The sequence below is a fragment of the Paenibacillus sp. J31R120 genome (genome assembly GCF_056269225.1).
In genome coordinates, this window is the sequence record NZ_JBWDNN010000004.1 from 373,845 (window position 1) to 392,391 (window position 18,547).

General features: G+C 52.2%; 19 protein-coding genes, 1 tRNA gene and 1 pseudogene. 14 read left to right on the forward strand and 7 right to left on the reverse strand.

Going from position 1 to position 18,547, the window contains the following annotated elements; translation table 11 throughout:
* Window positions 1-52 precede the first annotated feature (52 nt).
* The 5 genes and pseudogenes from AC0YNW_RS17175 to AC0YNW_RS17195 all read left to right on the forward strand — a co-directional run bounded on the left by AC0YNW_RS17175 (window position 53) and on the right by AC0YNW_RS17195 (window position 3,815).
* On the forward strand, window positions 53-514 hold the full coding sequence (locus tag AC0YNW_RS17175; RefSeq protein ID WP_475832969.1) for a GNAT family N-acetyltransferase: 462 nt from the start codon (window positions 53-55) through the stop codon (window positions 512-514).
* A gap of 237 nt (window positions 515-751) precedes the next feature.
* Window positions 752-1,993 (forward strand): annotated as a pseudogene (locus tag AC0YNW_RS17180) (family 8 glycosyl hydrolase); the annotation flags it as partial.
* A 21-nt stretch (window positions 1,994-2,014) separates the two neighbouring features.
* The gene (locus AC0YNW_RS17185) at window positions 2,015-3,085 is read left to right on the forward strand and encodes a discoidin domain-containing protein (RefSeq protein WP_475833165.1); all 1,071 of its coding nucleotides are present in this window, start codon (window positions 2,015-2,017) and stop codon (window positions 3,083-3,085) included.
* A gap of 190 nt (window positions 3,086-3,275) precedes the next feature.
* Window positions 3,276-3,473, forward strand: a complete 198-nt coding sequence (locus tag AC0YNW_RS17190; protein WP_387471215.1) for a DUF3934 family protein — start codon at window positions 3,276-3,278, stop codon at window positions 3,471-3,473.
* Window positions 3,474-3,509: 36 nt separating this feature from the next.
* Entirely contained in the window at window positions 3,510-3,815 is a 306-nt protein-coding gene (locus AC0YNW_RS17195) for a hypothetical protein (RefSeq protein WP_475832970.1), read from the forward strand.
* Window positions 3,816-4,014: 199 nt separating this feature from the next.
* Here the strand turns inward: AC0YNW_RS17195 and AC0YNW_RS17200 are convergent, their stop codons facing one another.
* Window positions 4,015-4,545: a hypothetical protein gene (locus AC0YNW_RS17200; protein ID WP_387471219.1), complete on the reverse strand. Its 531-nt coding sequence runs from the start codon at window positions 4,543-4,545 to the stop codon at window positions 4,015-4,017.
* A 157-nt stretch (window positions 4,546-4,702) separates the two neighbouring features.
* Here AC0YNW_RS17200 and AC0YNW_RS17205 point away from each other — a divergent pair, with 157 nt between their 5' ends.
* Together AC0YNW_RS17205 and AC0YNW_RS17210 are read left to right on the forward strand one after the other, a co-directional pair.
* A complete protein-coding gene (locus tag AC0YNW_RS17205; RefSeq protein ID WP_475832971.1) occupies window positions 4,703-5,302 on the forward strand; it encodes a DUF2087 domain-containing protein in 600 nt (199 codons plus the stop codon).
* Window positions 5,284-5,703, forward strand: a complete 420-nt coding sequence (locus tag AC0YNW_RS17210) for a secondary thiamine-phosphate synthase enzyme YjbQ (RefSeq protein ID WP_475832972.1) — start codon at window positions 5,284-5,286, stop codon at window positions 5,701-5,703. Before AC0YNW_RS17205 ends, AC0YNW_RS17210 begins: the two co-directional genes overlap by 19 nt.
* 66 nt (window positions 5,704-5,769) lie before the next feature.
* Here AC0YNW_RS17210 and gluQRS read toward each other — a convergent pair whose 3' ends face one another.
* From gluQRS to AC0YNW_RS17225, 3 genes are all read right to left on the reverse strand, one after another.
* Window positions 5,770-6,732, reverse strand: coding sequence for a tRNA glutamyl-Q(34) synthetase GluQRS (gluQRS, locus tag AC0YNW_RS17215; RefSeq protein WP_475832973.1), 963 nt, complete (start codon window positions 6,730-6,732; stop codon window positions 5,770-5,772).
* Window positions 6,733-6,830: 98 nt separating this feature from the next.
* Window positions 6,831-6,907 (reverse strand) — tRNA-Asp (locus tag AC0YNW_RS17220).
* Between the two features lie 112 nt (window positions 6,908-7,019).
* Window positions 7,020-7,337 (reverse strand): YnfA family protein, encoded by a 318-nt coding sequence (locus AC0YNW_RS17225; RefSeq protein WP_387471225.1) that lies wholly within the window; start codon window positions 7,335-7,337, stop codon window positions 7,020-7,022.
* Between the two features lie 164 nt (window positions 7,338-7,501).
* On the opposite strand from AC0YNW_RS17225, the gene AC0YNW_RS17230 reads away from it, so the two are divergent.
* The gene (locus tag AC0YNW_RS17230) at window positions 7,502-8,086 is read left to right on the forward strand and encodes a hypothetical protein (RefSeq protein ID WP_475832974.1); all 585 of its coding nucleotides are present in this window, start codon (window positions 7,502-7,504) and stop codon (window positions 8,084-8,086) included.
* A 161-nt stretch (window positions 8,087-8,247) separates the two neighbouring features.
* On the opposite strand, the gene AC0YNW_RS17235 is transcribed toward AC0YNW_RS17230, so the two are convergent.
* Window positions 8,248-8,967 (reverse strand): hypothetical protein, encoded by a 720-nt coding sequence (locus tag AC0YNW_RS17235; protein WP_475832975.1) that lies wholly within the window; start codon window positions 8,965-8,967, stop codon window positions 8,248-8,250.
* 132 nt (window positions 8,968-9,099) lie between these two features.
* Here AC0YNW_RS17235 and AC0YNW_RS17240 point away from each other — a divergent pair, with 132 nt between their 5' ends.
* Entirely contained in the window at window positions 9,100-9,972 is an 873-nt protein-coding gene (locus tag AC0YNW_RS17240; RefSeq protein ID WP_475832976.1) for a gluconate 2-dehydrogenase subunit 3 family protein, read from the forward strand.
* A 26-nt stretch (window positions 9,973-9,998) separates the two neighbouring features.
* Complete coding sequence (locus AC0YNW_RS17245) at window positions 9,999-11,714, forward strand: GMC family oxidoreductase (protein ID WP_387471233.1); 1,716 nt, start codon at window positions 9,999-10,001, stop codon at window positions 11,712-11,714.
* Between the two features lie 119 nt (window positions 11,715-11,833).
* On the opposite strand, the gene tatA is transcribed toward AC0YNW_RS17245, so the two are convergent.
* Both tatA and tatC read right to left on the reverse strand, forming a co-directional pair.
* Entirely contained in the window at window positions 11,834-12,037 is a 204-nt protein-coding gene (tatA, locus tag AC0YNW_RS17250; protein ID WP_387471235.1) for a twin-arginine translocase TatA/TatE family subunit, read from the reverse strand.
* 31 nt (window positions 12,038-12,068) lie between these two features.
* Window positions 12,069-12,845 carry a twin-arginine translocase subunit TatC gene (gene tatC / locus AC0YNW_RS17255; RefSeq protein ID WP_475832977.1) on the reverse strand — a complete coding sequence of 259 codons (777 nt, stop codon included), beginning with the start codon at window positions 12,843-12,845 and terminating at the stop codon, window positions 12,069-12,071.
* 171 nt (window positions 12,846-13,016) lie between these two features.
* Here tatC and AC0YNW_RS17260 point away from each other — a divergent pair, with 171 nt between their 5' ends.
* The 4 genes from AC0YNW_RS17260 (at window position 13,017) to AC0YNW_RS17275 (ending at window position 18,545) form a co-directional block, all read left to right on the forward strand.
* Complete coding sequence (locus AC0YNW_RS17260; RefSeq protein ID WP_475833166.1) at window positions 13,017-13,403, forward strand: c-type cytochrome; 387 nt, start codon at window positions 13,017-13,019, stop codon at window positions 13,401-13,403.
* Window positions 13,404-13,575: 172 nt separating this feature from the next.
* Window positions 13,576-15,435 (forward strand): IucA/IucC family protein, encoded by a 1,860-nt coding sequence (locus AC0YNW_RS17265; protein WP_475832978.1) that lies wholly within the window; start codon window positions 13,576-13,578, stop codon window positions 15,433-15,435.
* Between the two features lie 18 nt (window positions 15,436-15,453).
* Window positions 15,454-17,307, forward strand: coding sequence for an IucA/IucC family protein (locus tag AC0YNW_RS17270; protein WP_475832979.1), 1,854 nt, complete (start codon window positions 15,454-15,456; stop codon window positions 17,305-17,307).
* Window positions 17,295-18,545, forward strand: coding sequence for an AMP-binding protein (locus AC0YNW_RS17275; protein WP_475832980.1), 1,251 nt, complete (start codon window positions 17,295-17,297; stop codon window positions 18,543-18,545). The genes AC0YNW_RS17270 and AC0YNW_RS17275 overlap by 13 nt, the downstream gene beginning before the upstream one ends.
* Window positions 18,546-18,547 lie beyond the last annotated feature (2 nt).

Consider the following 18,547-nt stretch of genomic DNA (forward strand, 5'->3'; position numbering starts at 1 on the left):
TCAGGTATCCCGCCGGCCCGGCACATATCTGAACAGTAGGAGAGAGCGGCATATGATTGGAATCGAACAGCATCAGAATCGGGAAGTCGCCAAGCAATTGCTGACGGTTCAGCTTCCCGCATACAGAATCGAGGCGGATTTAATCGGCTTCTGGGACATACCACCGCTTCGCGACACAGCGGAGACCATTATGGACAGCAGTGAGATCTTTATCGGATATCGAATTGATGGCGTACTGGCTGGATTTATTTCTTATGAGGATGAAGGAGATGCGCTGGATATTTGCCGTATGGTGGTCCATCCCGATTATTTCCGCAGAGGCATTGCCAAGTCGCTGCTGGCTTACGTACTGGAGGGCGAAGGCAAGCATAAGAGGGTTAAGGTGAGCACAGGAGCCAAGAATGAACCGGCTATCGCGTTTTATCGAAGCTTCGGCTTCGTCGATGCGGGAGCAATCGAGATTACACCTGAGGTCAAGCTTGCCCTGTTCGAGCTGCCCGCCATTCGACAATAGAGCGGGAAATGACGAAATAATAGAGAGTTTGTAGGGTTTAGAAGAAAGTGTTTTCATGGGATTTGAAATGTGTTATTTTAAAAGCAGGTTTCGAAACCCTATTTTTTTGGCCTAAAAGTTTAAGCGCTTAAACTTAAAGGTCGAGGTTAGCCAACATCCTATTCAAGGAGGCGTTGCAGTTTGTTTACTTCATCATCATTCGGTTCACCGAGATTGAAGTCCCCGTTTCTTCTGCTTCTGTGTTTGGCTATGATTGTATCGATTGGTTTCGTCCCAAAAGGAAATGAGGGTACGGTTCACGCCGCCGGCGAATTGATGCCGTTCCCGCAGCAAGTCAGTTATGCCGGCATTATAAAGCCTAACCATGTGACGCAGGCGGCCATGAATACAGCCGTCGCATCCTACTACGATTACTGGAAGGGCAAGTATTTGAAAAACAATCTCTCCACGCTTCCGGGCGGGTATTATGTAAAGGGCGAGATTACAGGCAGCGCCGATGGCTTCGTGCCGCTGGGCACATCCGAGGGGCAAGGCTACGGCATGGTCATCACGGCACTAATGGCGGGTCATGATCCCAATGCCCAAACGATCTTCAACGGACTGTTCAAAACTGCACGCGCTTACAAGAGCTCGGGCAATCCCAATCTGATGGGCTGGGTCGTAGCGGACCATATTAATGCCCAAGGGCATTTCGGTTCTGCGACGGATGGGGATCTCGACATTGCGTATTCCCTCCTGCTTGCCCATAAGCAATGGGGCTCAAGCGGAACGGTCAATTATTTGGCCGAAGCTCAGAATATGATTACAAACGGCATTAAAGCCAGCTACGTAACGACGAACAACCGTCTGAACCTGGGCGACTGGGATTCCAAGAGCTCGCTGGCTACGCGTCCTTCCGACTGGATGCTCTCCCATCTTCGCGCATTCTATGAGTTCACAGGCGACCAGACGTGGAATAACGTCATCAACAATCTGTATACGGTCTATTCGCAAGTGAGCAACAACTACGCTTCATCGACAGGATTGATCTCTGATTTTGTTGTTAACAACCCTCCACAACCTGCACCTGAGTGGTACTTGAATGAATTCCAGCAAACCAATGCTTACTATTACAATGCAGCGCGCGTGCCGCTGCGCATCGTGATGGATTATGCGATGTACGGCGATACGCGGGGCAAGACGATTGCGGATAAAATCGCGGTCTGGATTAAAGGAAAAGCAAGCAACAGCCCGGCGAATATCCGGGACGGCTATCAGTTGAACGGTACAACGATCGGCGGCTACGCGACAGCTGTATTCGTATCTCCTTTTATCGCGGCGAGCACAACCAGCACAAGCCATCAGGCCTGGGTCAATGCGGGCTGGGATTGGATGAAGAACAAGCAGGAGAACTACTTCAGCGATTCCTATAACCTGATGACCATGCTGTTCATTACGGGCAACTGGTGGAAGCCGACAGCAACTTCGACCGACACGCAGGCGCCTACAGCTCCTGGCAGCTTGTCGGCTACAGCGACTTCCAGCAGCAGCATTAATCTGACTTGGAGCGCTTCGACCGATAATGTCGGAGTAACGGGCTACCGAATTTATCGCGGCGGCAGCCAGGTCGGCACGGCAACAGGATTGTCCTATGCCGATTCCGGATTGTCTGCCAATACGAGCTACAGCTATACGGTGAGGGCGGTCGACGCGGCGGGCAACCAGTCTGGCAACAGCAATACCGCTTCAGCGACAACCTTGTCGGGCACGACTCCGCCTACAGGGACCAATCTGGCCCTGAACAAAACGGCGACGGCAAGCTCGGTTGAAGGAACCGGCTTCGAGGCGTCCAGAGCGTTCGACGGCAGCAGCACGACGAGATGGGCAAGCGCGGAGGGTGCAGACCCGCAATGGATCTATGTGAATTTGGGTTCCTCGCAGTCTGTTAATCGCGTGAAGCTGAATTGGGAAGCGGCGTACGCCTCCTCCTATACGATCCAGGTGTCCAATGATAGCGTCACGCCGACGAATTGGACGACAGTCTATACGACAACCACGGGTGACGGAGGCATCGATGACATCACGTTCACGGCTCGCACAGCCAAATATGTGCGGGTTCACGGGACGGTCAGAGGCACGCCTTACGGGTATTCACTCTGGGAATTCGAGGTGTACGGGGGCAGCACTGTCCCCTCTAACCTTGCGCTGAACAAAACAACAACGACGAGCACGGTAGAGACAGCTGGCCATGAAGGCGATAAAGCGGTAGACGGCAATGCAGCAACAAGATGGGCCAGCGCTTACGGTGCCTCTCCTCAATGGATCTATGTCAATTTGGGATCGACTCAAAGCATCAACCGGGTGAAGCTTAGCTGGGAAGATGCGTACGCTACTGCGTATTCCATCCAAGTATCGAACGACAGCGGCACGCCGACGAACTGGACGACAGTCTACAGCACGACGACCGGCAATGGCGCCATTGATGATGTTACTTTTAGTGCGACGAACGCCAAATACGTTCGCGTGTATGCGACAACAAGAGCGACAGCATACGGTTATTCGCTTTGGGAATTCGAGGTATACGGGGCTTGATGGATTAGGCTTGCATGCTTCTCGACATATAGATTAGGACATGGCTCTGTATGAGGCTTCGGCTTCATACGGAGCTTTTTTTGCGATTAATGAATGCCAAAGTTAGGATATTCATAGTAAGTAAGCGAATTTTCACGTATAATGAAATGTACGACTTGAAAAAGACAAGTATTTGTTATGGAGTGATCATTTGAGCAAAGGAAAAGGTAAAGGCGGGACGGGCAGAGGAACGGACAAAAAAGGCTGGAACCGTTGGCAAGCTGGTGCCAGACGTGCTGAGAACGCGCCCAAGCCTTACAAAAGCAAAGGAACGAAGAGGAAGGATGGCACTGCTGCACCTGGAACAACCGGGAAGAAGAATAGCAGCGGCAGTAATTCCGAATCTTAATACAATAATGACGTACACAATCCAAGGAGTGGTAATTTGAGAAAAAACAAACCCATGTCGTTCGATGATCTGTTGGTTGAGTTGAAGGAACAAAAGGCGAATCAGGCGGAGCTGGAGCAGTCGTCGCTGGCTTATCTGTTCAACGATTCGTTCATGAGCAAAAATTCCAATTGCAAGAGCATGCAGCAATTTCTCGAGAAGGGGAACTTTCAGGCTTACACGAAGGAAGACATGAACCTGATTCCTGAAGAGCTTCTTAATCGGCATGTTGCCAGAGAAACACGGTTTTCGGATTGGAATTCGATGCTGAGTGCGGCTTTGTCGGAGCAACCGGTCACTTAACTTGTGGCCTAACAAAGATATGCCGCTGTCGCAGGAACGTATCCTGAAGCAAGTGTTCGAGGAACGATCCCGTGCGGCGTTGATTGAAGATTATACACCCGGCTCCTAGAGGCCGGGTGTTGTTCTGTTTTTAGCAAGATTAGACGCAAGAAAGACCGGTCAAGCAAGGTGATTGCCTGATCGGTCTATTCGTATGGAGTTATGGACGGATGTGCAGGAAATCGTCTGGATGCTCTTTAATATAGTTGGCGATGCTGCCCAGCGTGGCAGGCAAGGCTGAAAGCAGTTGATCATAATGATGGGATACAATAGCGGACAGCTGCTTGTCATTCTCCAGATCATTGAACGAAACATCGAAATTCGCTAAGCTTCGGGGATGCCCTCTTTCCGATAAAACGGATTCCATGGCCTTCACGATCTTCAGTGTGCCGCTATCGCCAAATTGACTCAAGCTGGCTTGCAGTGCCTTCCATCGCAACGGGTTGGCCATGAAGTAGGCGCTCCACCAATACAGATCCGCTTCCGACTCCCGTATGTGGTTGTAATACGTCCAGAAAGCGAATAACGCTTGCTGTCCTTTGCTTAATTGCTTGTAGACCGTCCCGGCGAAATCTCCGCCAGTCCCCTCCACTTCCTTGTAGGTCCTGATGAGCGGCGCAAAACAAGCGGCTCCAAGAGACTGGTCATCCATCGTCTCCAATTGTTCCCTTACCAGATTGGCAATGATCAATATATCCCCTCCAAAGCCTATTATATACAAAATATGGTGAAGGCTTCAACGCCTTATGGAACTTGCAGATTTGACAGACGTAGGAATTTCGCATACTATAAATTTAATAAATGTCTAATTAGATGATTGTTAAAATTGAAAGAGGGCGATGATCCGCATGCAATTGGAGAAAGTGGTCAATTACCACAAGGCATTGGCTGATCCCACGAGAATCAAAATGCTTATTTTGCTAGCGGAAGGAGAATTGAACGGGGGAGAGCTTGCCGAGAAGCTGTTCGTTACCCCTGCGACGATTACCCATCATGCGACGAAGCTGAGAGAAGCCAGTCTCATTAATGAGAGGCGCGATAAGAATACGATCTATTTCAGCTTAAATCATTATTTTATTAAAAACAGCGCTGCCGCAACGGAGGAGCTGATCTACCGCAGGTCGGAGGAAGGAGTGGGGACAATGGAGGAGAAGAATGAGGCGCTGCGCGCTTCCGTTATTCGCAATTTTTTCACATTGGAAGGCAGATTGAAGAACATCCCGAGCCAGCTGAAGAAGAAGCTGATCGTGCTGGAGCATATCGTATCCTCTCTAGAGAGAGGGCGCACGTATAGCGAGAAGGAAATAAACGAGTTTATTAAAGGTTATCACGATGATTTCGCGACGATTCGGCGTGAGTTCATTATGCATCAGTACATGTACCGGGATAAAGAAGTGTACGAGTTGAATCCGCAGGAGCTGTGGGCAAGATGGGAGGTTTTGACGTGAAGCTAAGAACATATTCAATCTCTACCCGCGAGCGTGATCAAATGGTGGAAGTGACCGATAAGGTGCGCGAAGCAGTCAGAGATAGCGGGGTGCAGGATGGTTATGCCATAGTCTATTGTCCGCATACGACCGCTGGTATTGCGATTAATGAGAATGCAGACCCGGACGTTGTGCGTGACGTGCTGCTGCGGCTCGATGAAATCTATCCCTGGGAGCATCCGAAGGATCGCCATGCCGAAGGGAACACCGCCGCGCATATGAAGGCGATTCAGACGGGAACCAGCCAGATTGTGTTTATTCAGGACGGCAGGCCGGTGCTTGGCACTTGGCAGGGCGTGTACTTCTGCGAATTCGATGGGCCTCGGACGAGAAGGTTTCATGTGAAGACGATTGAAGGTTAGGCTTTGGAAGCAGTCCTTTGAAGCAAATGGAATAGACAAACCCGCCTTCGTAGGAAGGCGGGTTTGTTAATGTCGAAGCCAATCGAGCATGTGCCCAGTAATCGCAATAGGTTTGTCATTACCGCGCGGCGGCTGATAGACGGAAATAAGCTCATGTGCAGCAATCGGTTCCAGTCGATTCGACCAGCCAGCCGCATAGGCGATCGCTCCGACCAATCGCTCGGGGGAGACTCCGTCTTCCCTGAGCGAGGCCAATGTAAGCGATTTGTCCCGCTTGGACAATCGCTCGCCATGTTCATCCGCGATTAACGGGACATGCGAGAAGGCTGGCGGTGCAAGGCCTAGTGCTTCATACAGCGCGAGCTGACGCGGAGTGGAATCGAGCAGATCGGCTCCGCGGAGCACATCCGTAATGCCCATCGCCGCATCGTCGACCGTTACCGCAAGCTGATAGCTGAATATGCCGTCGGCTCGTTTGACGATGAAGTCGCCTAAAGCTTCTCCGTCATAGCGCATCGTGCCGCTCACTTCATCCTCGAAGACGACCGGTTCCTCCGGCATGAAGAAGCGGAGAGAGGGAGTCTTCTTCTTCGCTTTGCTCGCGCGCTCCTCGGCGGTGAGATGGCGGCAGAGCCCCGGATAAGCGGGGCCTTCGGATGAGAGCCCATGCGGTGCGCTGGCGATGGAAGCGAGCTCGCTGCGGCTGCAGTAGCAGGGGTAGATTCTGCCCTTTTCTCTTAAAATGCCGAGCGCGGCTTCGTACAGATGCTCGCGCTTGCTTTGCTCATAAGGCGCGAAGGGGCCGCCCATACGCGGCCCTTCGTCCCAGTCGATGCCGAGCCATAGCAGGTCGTCCTGCTGCTGCTCCGCAAAGGCCGGACGTGAGCGCGGCTTGTCTATGTCCTCGATGCGGAGCAGGAACACGCCGCCGCACTGGCGCATCTGAAGCCAAGCCCCAAGAGCGCTGAACGCGTTGCCGATGTGGAGCATGCCCGAAGGCGTCGGAGCGAACCGCCCGCGTCGCTTCATTCCAATCACTCTCCTTGTTACATGCAAAAAAAGAGCAGGCTAGGCCGCTCTTCATTCATTCATATGTAAGCTCTTCTGTCGAGCATTTAATTCGAAAATGGCGGAGCTGACGGGATTCGAACCCGCGGTCTCCTGCGTGACAGGCAGGCATGTTAGGCCTCTACACCACAGCTCCACACTTTCAAGGTGTCTCACAGACACAAACAGTATCTTATCATGAAGGTATATGATTTGACAAGTTATTTTTTGATTTAGATGAAAATTTTTGTTCGCATACCTTAACTTGCTTAAGATCGAGGATATAGCATCACGAATACCCCTACGATACAGATGGCTGCGCCGACCCAGTCATACAGGTCCGGTGTCTTGCGGTCGATGAGCCAGCCCCATAATACGGCGAGTACAATAAACACGCCGCCATAAGCGGCATAGACCCGTCCGAATGTCGGGAACGATTGAAAGGTTGCGATGATGCCATACATAATAAGCGCTCCGCCGCCAAGCAGTCCCAAGTAAGGCGACTTGCCTTCTCTAAGCCACAGCCATATCAGATAGCCGCCGCCAATCTCGGCGATACCGGCCAGAATAAACAATAGAATACCCATCCAATGAATCCCTGCTTTCTGTCAGCTATATCGCTACTTATGATAGCGGAAGTATGCCGGGGTGTAAATCAATGCGGGGCTCATTGGAAGCTTGCAAGGGGAAGAAACATTTTTTGGGAAAGATGCGTCAGAAGTATATATAAGCGCGGTTGGGAGTGAATGGAATGGAGGGCATGCATGCTCTGATGAGAAGAAGATCCAAGGGACTGGTAATGGCCGTATTCTTATTGATGATGGCCATGCTGCTTGCAAGTTGTGGAGGAGAGCTTCAAGCGATGAACAAGAAGACAAGCGCAGAACCGGTGCAGGCATCTGATTTTGTTCATAGGCTCTATCTGGAGCGGGACGATTACCGGGAAGGCGATCAAGTGACGTTCATTTCCGAATTGGAGTATGTGGGCGATCGCGAATCGGTGACGATTAATCATGCGATGACGCCATTCTACTATGCCATACGTGATTCATCTGGTACGTATTCATTCCCTTACATGATGGATCAGCCATTAATCTATACGACGTTATATCCGGGCAAGCCGCATGTGGAGAAGTATTCGAACGGGTGGGCTTATTTAATAAATGATTCGAATGAGATTCTGATAGAGAATCCTACTGACGTCCCTTTTCCTGCTGGTAACTACACAGTCGTCGGTTCTGCAGAGTTCAAAGTAGACCGATTTGGAGAAAATAATGTGAATGAAGAGCCGGTTGAAGTGGTAGGGAAGGAAGTAGGGTTTACTGTTGCTCCATAAATACTTGATTGTAAGGTGCTTACTAGAACTGTTTGAAAGAAGCATAAGAGTAAAATTAAAGCAAGTGCTATATTTCAAAAATATATTTACGGGCCAAATCCTGTTGCTTCCAAGCAATAGAATCGGGCCCGTTTTTCATTCTACACTTCAATTCTGGAAATTTACTGCCCCGCCTGCTTCGTCAAGCTCAGCAGCACGCGAATATCTTGCGCGATTTGATCCGGCGAGATATTGTCGGCCAGCGCGTCGTTTCGGATCTTATCGATGGCCTGAACCGCTTTTTCGCCTTCTGCAAGCAGGACCTTCACCTCAGCGCCCATCAATTGCTTGATATGGCCGGCAGCGCTGTTTAAATTATCATGTTGGCCGCCTGATCCTTCAACTCCGCCAAGACCCTCGCCAGGCGCTGTGCCGGTGGCGGACATGCCTTCATTCTGATTTAGCAACTTGCGCTGAAGCTCGTCGTAGCTGGATGCGCTCGCTTCACGTTTGGCTGTAGCCAAGACAACCGTATCGTCGAAGACGAATACACGCACATCGGGAATGCCTGCGCTGCTAAGCCGCGATTCCAGATGAGCGGAGAAGCCGTTCGCATGCAGACCGGAGCTGCCGATCATGCTGTAGACGGATGTGCCGAGGCCATACGTCGTTTGTCCCAGATTGTTGGTCGTATAGTTCTTCTGCCCATTCTCGCTTGGAATTAGCGAGGAGTCGTTGAGCGAATGGGCTTTATGCGGTCCCTTGGGCATCGGCGATGCATGTTGGGTAACCGTATTGTCCCGGGTAGTCCTATTGCCGTCGGTTGCAGGAGTCATGGAGCAGCCTGCCAAGGCTACTGCGGATAGGGATACGCAAGCGAGCAATTTCACTGTTTTCATCATCAGATATCATCCTCCACTAGGGTTCACTCGTTCGACGTTAGGATAGCCCTTCCTCTGAAATGAATATTCATGATGGGTTGGAAAATAATAAGCAGGAAGACAGCAAGAAGATCCATACAGGAGGTGCATGATGTGGAAGGGAACAATGGCAATGGGCTTGTAGCGGATAAAGAAACGGAACGCGAAGGGTCATTGGTGCAAGCGAATGAAGGCACAGTTAACGAGCATTCCGGAGCGAATCATGACAATGAGCAGGTTAACAACAACTCCCGCCGCAAGTTTTTGGTCAATTCCGGTTATGTGCTCGGTACGCTCGCGGTTGGCGGAGCGCTAAGCACGATATTCGGATGTACCGACAATAATGGCGGCAATGCGCAAGAACCGACGGCTACACCGGATGGCGGCAAGGAGACGGAGATTCCGAATTACAACCGCGCGCTCATGTATTTTACACCGGCACAATTCCGCATCGTCGACAGCGCGACAGAGCGTATTTTTCCAGAAGATGATAGTGGACCGGGTGCAAAAAAACTCGGTGTAGCGTTCTTCATCGACCATCAGCTCGCTGGAGACTGGGGCTTTAACGGCAGGGATTACATGAGTCCTCCATTCTTTACAGGCGAGAAAGTGCAAGGGTATCAGGGCAGGCTGAAGCGGAAAGAAATTTTCGATATCGGCATTCAGGAACTGGAGAATTACAGCTTGACGAAGTACAGCAAAGGATTTGCCGAGCTGGAGGGTGCACAGCAGGATGAGGTGCTGAAGGTGTTCGAGAACGAGGAAGCCAATCTGCCGACTATCTCCGAGAGCTTCTTCTTCAGAACGTTGCGTTCAGCCACACTCGAAGGCGTATACAGTGATCCTCTTTACGGCGGCAATGCCAATATGGAGGGCTGGCGCATGCGGAGCTATCCGGGGTCCCAGATGAGCTATTTGAATATCATTGACAAAGACTTTACGCAAATTGAGCCAAGCAGCTTGCAGGCTCACTTGGCCTCGCACTAGCGAAGCCCAGGAAAGGGAGGATCGATATGGCCAAGACATTGCCCAAAACAGATGTTGTCATCGTAGGCGTCGGCTGGGCCGGCGGCATTATCGCGGCGGAGCTGACCAAAGCCGGCTTGAACGTCGTCGGATTGGAGAGAGGCAAGGAGCGGAAGACCGAGGATTACTTCATGGTGCATGACGAGCTCCGTTATTCCATGCGCTACGAGATGATGCAGGATTTGTCCAAAGAAACGATCACATTCCGCAGTAACGAAAAGGTGCGCGCGCTGCCGATGCGCCAGTACGGCTCCTTCCTGCTTGGAGACGGACTTGGCGGCTCTGGCATTCACTGGAACGGCCAGACGTACCGCTTCCTGCCGTATGATTTTCAAATCAGAAGCAAAACCATTGAGCGCTACGGTAAAAACAAAATTCCGGCAGATATGAGCATTCAGGATTACGGCATTACGTATGACGAGTTGGAGCCGTATTATGACAAGTTCGAGAAGATGGCAGGCATCTCCGGGGAAACCAATCCGCTAGGCGGCAAGCGCAGCGGTGAATACCCGACCCCTCCGATGAAGAAGACGGCGGGGATCGAGATGTTCACCGAAGCGGCGAAGAAGCTTAATCTGCATCCCTATATGATGCCTGCGGCCAATCTGTCGGAGAACTACACGAACCCGGACGGCGTTGCGCGGGCAGCCTGCCAATATTGCGGCTACTGCGAGCGCTATGGCTGCGAGTACGGCGCCAAGGCCGATCCCGTCGTGACTGTCATCCCGGTAGCGAACAAGACAGGCAAATTCCAGATTCGGACCCATTCCAATGTACGCCGCATTATCCATAAAGGCGGTAAAGCAACTGGCGTTATGTACATAGATGTCACCACAGGTGAAGAAATCATTCAGCCTGCCGACATCGTGGTCGTGACGAGCTACGTATTCAACAATGTTCGCCTGCTTCTGATGTCCGAGCTGGGCAAGCCTTATGATCCGGCGAGCGGAAAAGGCGTTGTCGGGAAGAATTATGCGTATCAGGTTATCAAGGGAAGCGCTGTAGGCTTTTTCGAAAATAAACAATTCAATACATTCGCGGGCGCGGGTTCACTCGGTGTCTCGATCGATGATTACAACGGCGATAACTTCGACCATTCCGATGTCGACTTTATTCATGGCGGCGTGATTGCGTTTAGCCAGACGGGCGCTAGGCCGATTCAGAACAATCCGGTGCCTTCCGGCACGGCTAGCTGGGGCGCAGAATTCAAGAAGCAGTCGCTCCATTATGCGAATCGCACGCTTGCGGTCGGTGCGCAAGGCTCATCCATGTCGTTCAAGCAGCATTTCATAGATCTTGATCCAACGTATAAGGATACGTTCGGCGATCCGCTCATGCGCATTACGTTCGATTTCCGAGATCAGGATAAGAATATGGCGAAGTTTCTGGCAGAGCGCTGTAATGAGATCGTGAAGGAGATGGGCGCCGACAAGGTGGATTTCCTAAAGGAGCTGGGGCCGTACGAGATTATGTCGTACCAATCTACGCATAATACAGGCGGCGTCATTATGGGGGCTGAGCCGGGTACATCGGCTATCAATAACTTCAGCCAGATGTGGGATGCGGACAATGTGTTTGTCGTAGGCGCGAGCAGCTTCCCGCAAAATGCGGGCTACAACCCGACGGCAACGGTAGGCGCGATGGCTTACCGCACGGCGGAAGGCATCCTGAAGTACAGACAGTCTGGAGGACTGCTGGTGTAGAGGGGGCTAGCCTGGAGCCACAATGATGTGGCTCCAGGTCAATGCCTAAGCTTGCAAGCAAAAGAAGAAGGCCGATCCCGCATCATGCGAGATCGGCCTTCTTTATACGCTTTAAGCTGTTACAGAAGCTTCTCCAGATCATCAGTCTTGTCCAGCTTCTGTGGACCTGTGTCTTCCTCCACGATGCCGCGTGTCGAGCTGCGGAATTCGCGAAGGGTATCGCCGAACGCCCGGCCGAGCAGGGGAAGCTTGGCTGGCCCGAAGACGATAAGCGCAATCAGCAGAATAATGATCAACCCGGAAACGCCAATATTGTTGAACATGGGTCAAAACTCCTTTTTTAGTTGAAGTAACTTAAGTAGGGGACGGAGCGGTGGACATCCTTCTGGCAAAGCGGCGCGATAGAAACGCGCTGATCTCGAATAGCATGAGCAGCGGGACGGTCACGGACAAATGCGACACAAAATCCGGCGGCGAGATGCAGGCGCCTACGACCGCCAGTCCCACGTAAGCATACTTGCGTGTCGCGGTCAGCCTATCTGGCGTCAACAGCCCGAGTCTGGTCAGAAACAGCATGACCAGCGGCATCTCGAACGCAACGCCAAGCGGGAACACAATGCTGAACATGAACGAGAAGTACCGGTCGATACCATACGTCTCAACAGCACCTATGTTATGGTTCATCTCCATCATGAACTGCATCATCATGGGGAAGACGAGGAAGTAGCTGAAGGACACGCCGGCCAGGAACAGCATAAAGGAGACGGGCACATAGGCCAGCGTTCCCTTGGCCTCAACGGATGTTAATCCAGGCCTGACGAAAGCCCATAGCTGATAAAGCAAGACGGGCAGAACGAACAGAATCGCGAACAAAAACGCACAACGCAAGTAGATGAACAGGCCGTCCGTGAATGAGAAGACATTCCATTCCACCGACTCTGCCGTCGGACCTGCTTTAATGTAGCGCAAAATATGCGGGGAAGCGTACAAGCCTCCGCACATCGCCACAAGGAAGCTCACAGCAACGACGATAAGCCGTTTTCTCAGCTCCGCCAGATGACCGATGAGATCCTGCTGCGTATTCAATGGCATCACCTCAGCAATTCGAAGGATTTTGCTAAATACTGTCATGACCTTACCTTATGGTGTCCACCGTACGGAACGTTATGCGTTCGCTTGAAGGAAACCTACGTGGCTCGCATTTGTCTGGGAGCAGGCGGTATGCGTGTGAATAGGAAGCAAGTTATAGGGAAATGTAATAACAGATTTACCAATCAAGGAGGCTATTTCATGATGCGCAATATGAAGTGGTTATTGCTGGCTACGGCTGTTGTTCTTGTTATTGCTCTGTCCGCCTGCGGCGGCGGGAACAAAAATAACGGCGGTACAAATGGCGGAACGAACAACGGAACCAACAATGGGGCAACGAATGGCGGCAATAATGCAGGCGGGGGAACCGTCGATGCGGCTGCGGCTGAAGCCATCTACAAGCAGAATTGCATTGGCTGCCACGCGGTTGATCTGTCAGGCGGCGTAGGACCGAACCTGACAAAGGTAGGCGCTAAGCTATCTGTCGACGAGATTAAGGCTACGATTACGAACGGCCGGGGCGGCATGCCGGCATACAAGGATCAGCTTAGCAGCGCTGATATTGATACGCTGTCGAATTGGCTCGCATCGATGAAATAAGATGGCTTGGCAAATGAAAGCTTCCGCACTACAGAGTGCGGAGGCTTTTTTTGCTGTGTGCATATGAATAAAATATCCATAACTTTTGGAATTTTTGTCTATGTATCCCTCGTGATAGAACCTTTATAATATTGATACTGATAATCATTATTAATTAGGGAGAAGGAGAGCTATGGTTAATCCGAAGCAAGTTGCCGAGAGAGCCGCCGTCACCAGCTTCCTGAATTGTTATTTAAGAGAAACGGGAGATGGTGAATGGCTTGTATGCAAGGGCAGCGAAGGCGAACGCAGCGTCTTGCGGCTTCCGCTTGCCTCCGGGCAGCTTGCCATCTTTGCAACAGCGAATTATAAATCTCCGACTGGAAGGCATCAATTCCAGCTGCCCATATGCTTGCAGAGCGGTGCTGCCGAACCTGCGCCGATTGGCATCGCGACGGCCTTCTCGCTGCTTGCCGATGAGCTGGGGTCGAAGCATGAAGGCTCAGAGACGAAGGAGCTGCTGCTTCGCGCGCTCCAGAGCTGCAGTCTGCTGGAGACATTCCTGTCGGCCCGAGTGGACGACGCCCCCGAGTTATACAGTCCTTCGCTTACGTTCCTGCAGTCCGAACAATCCCTTCTATTCGGCCATGTATTCCATCCGACACCCAAGAGCAGGCAAGGCTTCCCGGAATGGAGGCAGCATCTTTATTCCCCAGAGTCGAAAGGCAGCTTCCAGCTGCATTATTTTGCCGCTCATCGAAGCCTGGTCCAGGAAGACACGGTATGGCGGGAGAGCGCTGCGGAAATTATTGAACGCGAGCTTCTGGCATCGTGGACTCCGGGAGAGATGCTTTCGGGTGCTGCGGCAGAAGTCATCCATGATCCGTCTTATGTCTGGATTCCCATCCATCCGGTGCAGGGGGAAGAACTGCTCCATGATGATCATGTCCAGAGCTGGATGAAGGCTGGGAAGCTTGTATACATAGGAGCTCTCGGGGGGATCTATTATCCGACCTCCTCTATCCGCACCGTCTGCGATCCGAATTCGGATTACATGTATAAGCTGTCTCTGCGAGCCAAAATTACGAACTCGATGAGAGTGAACAAAAGACATGAGTTATTCGGAGCGATAGAGGCTGCTCGGGTGGCTAACGAGCTTGAGCCTTGGCTTCAAGAAAATTGTCCCGGGTTTCATATCGTGAAGGACGGGGCGTATGTTACGCTCAGCGATTCAGAGACCGGGGAGAGCGGATTTGAGCTTATCATCCGGGAGAATCCCTTTGCCCGGGAAGAGGGTGAACGGGTATTTCTGACTGCCGCCTTCACTCAGGAAGCCTTCTCTTCCGGCAGCTCGCGCTCCTTGCTGGAGAATGTAGTCGGGGAGCTGGCGAAGAGGGAAGGCTGCTCGGCAGCCCAAGCCGGGCTAGCCTGGTTCCGGGCTTACTTGGCGATTTCGTTAAGGCCTATGGTCATGATGTATGCAAGGTATGGCATCGCGCTTGAGGCGCATTTGCAGAATAGTGTGGTGAAGCTCGGAGAGAGCGGATATCCGGAGCAATTCTATTATCGGGACAGCCAAGGCTATTATTATGCCAGATCGAGAGTTGGCCTCCTTGAGGAGCTGGTTCCGGGAATCGGTGCTGGACCGAACGTATACGATGACGAGCTGGCGGAGGAGCGTTTCGGCTATTATTTGATCGTCAATCATGTGCTGGGACTGATTCAATCGTTCGGCGTCTTTGGCGTTTTGGATGAAAGAGTACTGCTTATGGAGCTTCGCGCCGAACTGGAGTCTCTAGCCGCAGTACCCGGGGCGCATAACAGGCTTATGCGTGACTGGCTGACGAGCCGCACATTCCGATTCAAGGCGAATTTGCTCACGCGATTGTATGACGTAGATGAATTGGAGACGGAATTGGAGCAGGCTGTTTATGCCGAGATGGATAATCCGTTATGCACCGCGCTTCCTTATCAAGAGGCGATTCGCAAAGCAAGGCTCGTGACCGCGATATGGAGAAGGGAGAGGAAGGCTCAGCAACCCATGCAAGCGTAACAGGAATGGAGAGGTGAAATGAAGCTGCAGGTCCCAATCGGGAAGATTGAAATGAATGTCGTTGCTCGCAGGCAAGTTTTTCGCAAGCTGGTGGAGGCTTTAATCTTTGAAGGCGTGCTGGAAGCCCGCAGTACCGTGTCCTATTCGGCTGGACAGGAAGGGAGAGCGTATAAGGTTGATGTGTATGTGATCAATGGGAGGGATTGGGCAGGGAACCGAGTGATGTATTCCTTTGAAGGCTGGCGGACTTATTCGTTCAGCATGATTCGGATGAGTCAGAACCCGATGTTCCGGAATTGCTTCAAGGCGCACGGTCTGGAAAGCGGGGAAGCGGATAGTGTCGCGCTGTTTCTGGAGGAGACGGTTGCGGCGAATCATCCGGAACTGTCCGTACTGCCTTCCTTTATTGTTGAGCTGGAAGAGACGATACGCAAGCAAGCGCAGTGGATGCAGGAACGGGAATTGCATCAGGAGAGCGAGCTCAAGCTGCTAGGCCGATCGCTTGCAGAGCTGGAGTCCATCTCGACGGAGGGCCATCCCTATCACCCTTGCTATAAATCAAGAATAGGTTTTACCCCTGAGAACAATCGGTCCTATGGGCCCGAGTTTCAGCCGGATGTCCGTTTGTATTGGCTTGCGGCTGCTTATGATGAAGTTATCTGGAATGCCGGGAACGGGAGCGACTGGCGGAATGTAGTTGAAAGAGAGCTGGAGGAAGAGGACCGCAGTCGCTTTTGTGAACAGCTGGCTGGCCTTGGTCTGTCTCCAGAAGGCTATGCTTTTCTTCCGGTGCATCCTTGGCAGTGGGGCTTTCTGCAAGAGAAGCATGCGGACCTGCTTGCGAATCAGAGGATTGTGCCGCTAGGGCATGGCTCAGTGTCCTATCGCCCTCAGCAATCGATTCGAACGCTGTCTTGCGGAAGCGGGGCAGCGCGAGGAGATGTGAAGCTGTCGCTTGGCATCGTTAATACGTCTTCGATGCGACACTTGACGGTACACTCTACGGTAGCAGCACCTGCCGTATCGGATTGGCTTCAAAAGGTGGCGGATTCTGATCCGTTTTTACAGAAGTCGGGACTGATTCTGCTGCATGAATATGCGGGCATTACCTTGCCTGCGGCGAATGGGGCGATCGGGGCGATCTGGCGGGAGAATGTGCAGAACTATTTGCAGCCGGGAGAAGAAGCGGTGCCGTTCTTCACGCTGGCCGCTACAGAAGTGGACGGTAGGGCCTTTATTGACCCGTGGATTGCGAAGTACGGCATGGAGAATTGGTTTCGCCTGCTGTTGCGCCGAAGTGTGATTCCGGTTGTTCATCTGCTTGTCGCTCATGGCATTGTGCTGGAATCGCATGGGCAGAACATGGTGCTGATGCATCGCAATGGCATGCCGGAGCGTGTGGCGCTGCGAGACTTCCATGAGGGAGTCGAATATTACAGGCCATTCCTGGCATCGCCGGAGCTGGTGCCGGACTTTAGCCGTTTGCATTCCGCGTATGCCGGAGGGAAGCCGGGAGATTATTTTGAGATGGGCAGCTTGCAAGATTTGAGTGAGATGCTGATGGATGCGTTATGGTTCATGAATATAGGTACGATCATTACGTTTATGGCAAGCCGGTTCCCAGTTGGGGAGCGGGAGTTATGGGAGATGGTCGCAGCGGAGCTGGAGATGTATCAGGCGTCTTTCCCCGCATTGCGGGAGCGATTCGATTCGCTGGGGCTCTTTGCACCAGAGTATGTGATCGAGCCGCTTGTCCAGCGCAGGCTGTTCGGCGGGACCAAGATTGCGCCACGCCCTGCGCCTAATCCTCTATCACAAGTCCGCCAGTCGGGCGATCCTAACCAAAGGGAGAATTCAACATGTTCGCAGTAAATCATGAGCGGATCAGCCGCTCTATCTATAAGCAAATATTAGACCGTTATGGACAATTGGATAGTTTCCGCTACGGAATAAGTGAAACACGCCGTTATGCGGTATGTGCTTCCGATTCGTTATTTGCATTGACGATGATTTTATTCTTGCGAGAGAGGGGCTTGTCTGTCCTGCCGCTGCACGGGGATACGCCGATAGAGACGGCATCACGGCTGGCGGAGCGGGCTGGGTGCACCGGGTTATTCTATGGGGCGGCGGAGCAGTATTACCCGCTGGATGCATCGGCTGTCCATACGGATGGACCTCCTTCGATCTATCAATTCAGCTCCGGCACGACGGGTGAGCCGAAGCTGATTCGGCGTTCATGGGAAGAGATTAACGTGGAAATTACTGCTTACAATGATCGGATTGCGGCTCATGCGCTCGCGGAGGATACGCCAGTTGTGCTAGCTTCGATTACGCATGCATATGGCTTGATCTCAGGTGTCTTGTCCGCACTGGAGCGGGGAGTGGAGCCGGTTGTCATGAACGGCAAGGGCCCGAAAGCGATCGCGCAATGTTTGAAGGCGATCCCGAATCATTTGCTTTACTCAGTGCCCGCGCTCCTGCAAGGACTTGGCCCCCTGTTCGAGTATGGAGGCGTCAAGCTGTGCAGCGTTATGAGCTCAGGTGCGCCTATGTCGCCTATTCTGTATGAGCATTACAGTCAGGCGTCGGCCTTGCTGCTTCAGCAATATGGCTGTACGGAGGCAGGCTGCGCGAGTCTTGCTGTGGGGATGAAATCCTATGACGATCTGGGCACTCCGCTGGGGCATCTGACCATTCAAGCGACGGCTGAGCCGTCGGAGATGATCATCTCTGTAGGCGAAAGGACTATTCCGACTGGAGATTTGGGCTGTTCGTTCGGCGGGGGAAACATCCGGTTTCTGGGAAGAATTGATGATTTGATCAATGTATCAGGGTTGAAGGTGACGCCCGCTGAGGTCGAAGAGGTGATTTGCAGACTGGAAGGCGTTATCGAAGCCGTCGTCTATCGAGGCATTCACCCTATTAACGGAGAGTTGGTCCGAGCGCAAGTCGTCGCAGCGGATAACGTGACGGCAGGGGATGTGCGGGAGTGGTGTCTGAGGCATCTGCCGCCTTACAAAGCGCCATCAGAAGTGCGAATGACTGCAAGCATTCCAAGAATGCCGTCAGGCAAGATAAGCCGCAAGCTGCTGGAGCAGGAAGGAGTTTGACC